At 73.1% G+C, this 5,761-nt stretch carries 5 protein-coding genes; 1 reads left to right on the top strand and 4 read right to left on the bottom strand.

Annotated features, from left to right (window positions below):
• From VR44_RS34890 to VR44_RS34870, 4 genes are all read right to left on the bottom strand, one after another.
• A partial coding sequence (locus VR44_RS34890) for a PP2C family protein-serine/threonine phosphatase (RefSeq protein ID WP_052713976.1) occupies positions 1–1,594 on the bottom strand: 1,594 nt, incomplete at its 3' end.
• Positions 1,595–2,053: 459 nt separating this feature from the next.
• Positions 2,054–2,566 carry a GNAT family N-acetyltransferase gene (locus tag VR44_RS34880; protein WP_045951657.1) on the bottom strand — a complete coding sequence of 171 codons (513 nt, stop codon included), beginning with the start codon at positions 2,564–2,566 and terminating at the stop codon, positions 2,054–2,056.
• The gene (locus VR44_RS34875; RefSeq protein WP_045951656.1) at positions 2,563–3,513 is read right to left on the bottom strand and encodes a hypothetical protein; all 951 of its coding nucleotides are present in this window, start codon (positions 3,511–3,513) and stop codon (positions 2,563–2,565) included. The genes VR44_RS34880 and VR44_RS34875 overlap by 4 nt, the downstream gene beginning before the upstream one ends.
• A complete protein-coding gene (locus VR44_RS34870; RefSeq protein ID WP_045951655.1) occupies positions 3,510–4,832 on the bottom strand; it encodes a phenylacetate--CoA ligase family protein in 1,323 nt (440 codons plus the stop codon). The genes VR44_RS34875 and VR44_RS34870 overlap by 4 nt, the downstream gene beginning before the upstream one ends.
• A 497-nt stretch (positions 4,833–5,329) precedes the next feature.
• Between VR44_RS34870 and VR44_RS34865 the strand changes: the two genes are divergently transcribed.
• Positions 5,330–5,761: helix-turn-helix domain-containing protein (locus VR44_RS34865; RefSeq protein ID WP_045951654.1), on the top strand; the 432-nt coding region annotated here is incomplete at its 3' end.

Genomic DNA, 5,761 nt, shown 5'->3' with positions numbered 1-5,761 from the left:
GTCCGGCCCGTACCCAGCTGAGGCGGTGGCCGTCCGGCTGGTAACGGGCCATCACCATGGTCGCGGTGGCGGCCCCGGACGGTTCCGCGGCCGTGTGGAGCAGGAGGGCGTTGAGCCGGCCCAGGACGTCGGGGAGCGCCGAGCCGGTGACCGCCATGCCCTTGGCGGTGAACCGGAGCTGGGCCATCGTGCCGACGGCGGCCAGGCCGTGCCCGGCGACGTCCCCGATGACGAAGAGGGCGCAGCCGTCGGGGAGGGGGATGGCGCTGTACCAGTCACCACCCACGTTCACCCCGGCCTCGGCCGGCAGGTACGCGACGTCGACGCGCAGCCCGGCGAGTTCCAGGGACTGCTCGGGGATGGGCAGCAGGGTTTCCTGGAGCCTTGCGGCGAGGGAGCGTTCGGCTCTGAGCATGCCGCGCTGGACGAGGTTCGCGCGTTCGCTCTCGCGCAGGGCGATCTCGGTGTCGCGCAGCGTGGTGACGTCCTGGACGAAGCCGTGCACCTCGACCGGTGTGCCGTCCGTGTCGGTACCGGCCTCGGCGACGATCCTCAGGTGGCGGACCCCTTCGGCGGTGGTGATGCGGAAGGTCTGGTCGATGGCCTGGCCGTCCTCGAGCAGCAGCCGGACGGCCCGGCCGAGCCCCGGCAGGTCGTCCGGCACCACGTGGGCGGGGAGTTCCTCCAGGGGCATGGGGCCCAGGGCGGGATCGCGCCGGAAGGCGGTGTAGACCTGGTCGGACCAGAGGACGGTGTCGGTGGTGAGGTTCCAGCTGGCCCAGCCGAGGTTGCCCAGGCGCTGGAGGTCGGCCAGCCTGCGGTCCTCCTGGTCGCTGCTGTCACGGCGGATCCAGGAGATCACCAGCCGCTCCCCCAGCCGGGAGGCGCGCACGGAGTAGACGGAGTGGCGGGGGACTCCGGCGGCGACCTCCTCGTAGGTGAACGGGAGTCCCTCGTAGACCGTTCCCGTGGCCAGGGTGTCCAGGTAGCCGTCCCACAGCGGGGTCCCGGCCACGGTGGGATACGTTTCGAGGATCTTGCGGCCGACCAGTTCCCTGCCCCTGCGGCCCGCGACGTCCACCGATTCGGCGGTCGCCGCGTCGATCCGGAAGTCCTCCACCGAGCCGTCGGCTGAGCGCAGGGGGGTGAGGAGCACGGCGGGCTCGGACAGCGCGTCGAAGATCTGCTGGACCGCCGCGACGGCCTCCTCGGCGGGGGCCGAGGCCCGCGCCGCCGAGGGTGCTCCCAGCGCTCCGCCGCACAGCCGGGCCACCCGGCGCAGCAGGCTCCGCGTCCGCTGGTCGAAGGGCCCGGGCTCGCCGCGGAAGAAGCCGACGGCGGTGGTGGCGGGGTCTCCCGGTACCGGGATCCAGGCGCGGGAGGGCCACCGCTCCGGTCTGGATCCGATGAGCAGGTAGCCGTCCGCGGCCCGGCCGAGGTTCTCCAGCCAGACGGGCCGCTCCTCGGTCAGGGCCTCCAGCGGGGCGACGCCGGCGAGCGGCGGGATGTGGCTCCACTGCTCGGCCGTGGCGGTGTCGATGCCGGCGTGCCCGGCCAGTTCCAGGCTTCCCGCGGAGGCGCGGGTGTAGATCATGACGCTGACCGGCGTCGGAGGCCCCGCCGGCCGCGTACCTGGCGGTGTGGAAGACCGTCCCCTCCCGTGCGTCCCCCGGCTCGGCCGGGGCCCCGGCCCGGGGCCGGCCGGCGCCGGCCAGGGTGAGCCAGCACTCCTCGGTCAGCGTGCACCGGTGGCCGTCGGCGCGGCGTTGCAGGAGCTCGTACGCCTCGTCCGCGGGCAGGCCCTCCTGGGCCATGACCACGCCCTTGGCCCGCTCGAGGACCGCCGCCATCGCGGCCCCCGCCTCCAGGTCCTCGACCTCGGCGCGCAGCCGGGCCACCACCTTGGCCAGGGCCAGCGTCTCCGGTGCTGTGCCCCCTCCCGGCGGCAGTGCCTCGTCCTCCATACGTCGAGGATGCCACTCCCCCGGGTTCCGGGCGGACGCCGCCGCGGTCCGTGGTTCCCCGACTGGCCGGATTCCGCCCGCGGCCGGGGTCAGAGGGGGCGGCGGTAGCGGAGCTCGGTGAGGACGGTCCCGTCCTCGTACGCGTCGTCCCGGGTCCGGCCGTCCGGCCGGTAGCCGGCCCGCTCGTAGAAGCGCCGGGCCCGCTCGTTCCCGGCGAGGACCCACAGCGCCGACGCCGTGAACCCCTCGGCGCGCAAACGGGCGTGGGCCTCGTCCAGGAGGGCGCGGCCGATGCCCGTGCCGATCAGTTCCGGGGCGGCGTACAGGGCGTACACCTCGCCGGTGCCCGCGGGCTCGCTCCCGCCGGGGCGGCCGTAGCAGATCCACCCCACGGGGCCGAGGTCGCCGGCCGCCACGAGGTCCCGCGAGGTCCGGCCGGGACGGGAGAACCACTCGCGCCGCCGGGCGGCGTCGTCTTCGACCGTCATGGCGTCCAGATGGGTACGGGGGACCAGTCCGGCGTACGCCGCCCGCCACCCCCGGACCCGGATGGCCGAGACGGCCTCGATGTCGGCCGCGTCCATGTCCCGTACACGAATCATCGTGCCACCGTAACCTCCGCGGCCGGACCCGGCTCGGCTGCGGCCGGGGCCTGCGCGGTGCGGGCCGGCGCCTGCCGGGGCGTGCCGAGCCGCTCACGGCCGAACACGATCTCGGCCATCCGCCGCTCCGGGCCGCGGCGGCGCAGGAGCAGGTAGCCGATGAAGGCGGCCGGGCCGAAGAACACCTGGGCGGGCATCACCGCCGGGACGTGCCCGGTGACCACGCCGACGACGTGCAGGGTCACCACCGGGGCCACCGCGCCGAAGAGCAGGACCAGCGCGATCCCGGTGCGCAGCCCCGCCTTCCCGTACGCCTTGTAGGCGGTGGTGGTGAAGAGGGCGTAGGCCAGCAGGTCGCCCATGCCGACCACCGCGCCGAGGTCGTCGCCGATGCGCAGCCCGGCCGCGGGGGCGAACGGATAGCCCTGGACGGCCTCGGACAGTTCCTCGGTCAGGGGGACGACCCAGGCGAAGAACGCGTCGTAGAGGGTGAGCGCGAGCAGGAACCACGCGACGTTCCTCAGCCGCATGCCGCCCTGCACGTTGAGGTTGGTGGCGGAGACGACGACCAGGCCGACGACGCAGCTGTTGGCGATCCAGTACGGTGCGGCGAGCTCACCGAAGGCCAGGTGGGCGGCGAACACGCCGGCGATGAGTACGGCGATCAGCGCCCAGCGCAGCCGTCCGTCGCCGATGACGGGCCGGTAGCCTACGGACAGCCCGCCCGCGAAGACGAGGGCGAGAACGGCCGGGAGGACTCCGCCGGGCAGCGCGAGGTAGACGTACGGCAGGGCCAGGACGAAGCCCATGATCACGAAGATGTCGCGGCCGTTGAAGACGCCGACCGGCGGCCTCGCCGCGCGTACGGTGCGGAAGTAGTGGACCGCTCCGGCGCACACCGCGAGCGCCAGGGCGATGGTGACCGCGAGCTGGTAGAAGACCGTCATGCGGGGCTCCGGGTGAAAGTGTGCTCCAACAGGTCGCAGCGGAGGGGGAAGCGCCGCGCGGCCTCCTCGTCGCCGAGCGGCAGGACCGTGACGTCCGCCTCGATGTCCTCGGCCCGCAGCCGCTCGGTCACTTCGGCGGCGGTGACCTCCTTGGAGGCGACCTCCACGTGGAGTCGGCCGTCGGCCCCGACGGTTGCCCGGTGGCGCAGCGGGAACGGCAGCCCGGGGGTGCCGTCCAGCGCCTCCACGATCTCGCGGGGGGTCACGACGGCGTCGCTGGTGCGGTGCAGCCGGCCCGCCTTGCCGAGGATGTACGAGACCGCGGGAACCACCGCCAGTTCGCAGTCCGGTTCTTCCTCCAGGGTGCGGACCACGTCACCGGTGTTGTACCGCAGGACGGGCATGCACTCCCGGTAGGGGTAGTACGGAGTGACCGTCAGCGCGCCGAGCCGGCCGGGTTCGGCGGGCTCGCCCGTCTCCAGGTCGAGCACCTCCATGTAGCCCATGTTGGGGTCGAGGTGCAGATGGCGCCGGCTACAGGTACGGCCGCCGACGGGCAGCAGCTCGGTCATGCCGAAGGCGTCGCCGACGACCTCGGCCCCGAACGTCTCGCGCAGGGCGTCCATCAGGTTCCGCGAGAGCATCTCGCCGCCGCCGTAGATCGCCCGCAGCCCGAAGTCGTCGGGTCCGTAGCCGCTCCGGCGTGCGGCGGTCACCAGCTGGCCCAGGTAGCTGGGGGCGCCGGTGAGTATGGTGGGACGGTTGCCGCTCCGGCCGAGCAGGTGCTCGATGGACTCGTCCGGCGGGATCTGCCCGACGACGTGGCACGACGCGTTGGCGAGCCGGCACACCGCGACGTCCTCCTGTACGGCGGCCGTCGCCCTGGAGCTGAGGTTGATCTGCATCCGGTCGCCGGGGCCGAGTTCGCCGCGCAGGACGAGGGACAGCGCGATCAGCGCGGGCCAGAGTTCCATCTCGTAGCGGGAGAGCCAGATCTGGACGGGGCGGCCGGTGGTGCCGGTCGTCTGCGTCGCCAGGTACGGGGTGCCGCACAGGAAGTCGGCGGGGCGTTCGATCAGGTCGGCCTTGTGCGTGACCGGGATGCGGGTGAGCGTCTCGGTGGTCAGCTCCGCGAGGTCCACTCCGGCGAGCCGCTCGCGGTAGAAGGGCGAGCGCTTGGCGAGTTTGCGCACGGTCCGCCGGAGCGCGCGGTTCTGCAGCTCCCGGCGCTCGTCCGGGTCGGTGAACGGCCCGTCGGCCAGTTCGTCGACGTCGTCGCCCAGCGAGCCGAACTCCTCCAGCCTCCTCCAGCGTGGCAAGGGCGTCGGCGACCAGCCGCTCCACGGTCCGTGCGCTCAGCCGTCGGCCCAACACCATGGACAGTGCCACCCGTACCTGCCGGACACCGGTCTCCAGCACTCATGCCTCCCTCAGGCGTAGCGAGGGGGTGGGGCCGGAAGCCGCCCCCACCCCCTCTTTTCGGCTCTACGTCAGCTGACGGAGCAGTACGAGAAGAAGACCGACGTCATGGCACCCATGACGTACTTGAACTGCCTGGCGCTCGTCTTGATGGCGCTCATATGTGCCTCCCCTGTTTTCTGTGGGCGGACGAACACTTGACCTCCGCAGGAGGCCCGGTGTTCCGTCCCTTGACGGAGAACACAGTGGCGCGATCGCAGCGAGCGGGCAATGATCGGGTCCATTCAACGGACCGGCGAGTGAGGGTAACCATACGGACACCCCAACTGACCTGGTCCGAACGGGGAATTGTGGGGGGCCGTCCGACCGACGGCCCCGGCATGAGAGGGGGACCCTCATGGCGAGATCCGGCGCAGAGGGCCGCGGCGTGCTGGAAGGCGCGTTCGCTCTGATGGAAGTGCTCGCGCACGACGACGAGGTGGGGCTGACCCGGCTGGCGAGCGACGCCGCGCTGCCGAAGGCCACCGCCCACCGGCTGCTCGGGCAGCTGGTCGCGCTGGGCGCGGTGCAGAGTCACGAGGGGCGCTACCGGCTGGGGCCGCGTACGTTCCGGCTGGGGCAGGCCTGGCATCCGGCGCGTGCGCTGCGGGCCGCGGCGGCCCAGCCGCTGCGGGAACTCGCGGCGGCCGGCGGCGGGGTGAGCCTGAGCCTGTCGGTGCCCGAAGCGGGGCACATCATCGTGGTCGGGGGCATGCGGGGCGAGGTGGACGAGGTGTTCCCGCTGCGGTCGGGGGTCGTCCTGCCGCCCGGCAGCGCGGCGGAACTGGTG

It is taken from the genome of Streptomyces katrae, from assembly GCF_000966975.1.
Taxonomy (GTDB): Bacteria; Actinomycetota; Actinomycetes; order Streptomycetales; family Streptomycetaceae; genus Streptomyces; species Streptomyces katrae.
Note: the sequence above shows the minus strand (reverse complement) of the source record. Positions and strands in the feature narration are given on the sequence as shown.

Coding starts and splice junctions, on each gene's coding strand:
- VR44_RS34875 (WP_045951656.1), bottom strand. CDS start 3,513: ATGACGGTCTTCTACCAGCTCGCGGTCACCATCGCCCTGGCGCTCGCG.
- VR44_RS34880 (WP_045951657.1), bottom strand. CDS start 2,566: ATGATTCGTGTACGGGACATGGACGCGGCCGACATCGAGGCCGTCTCG.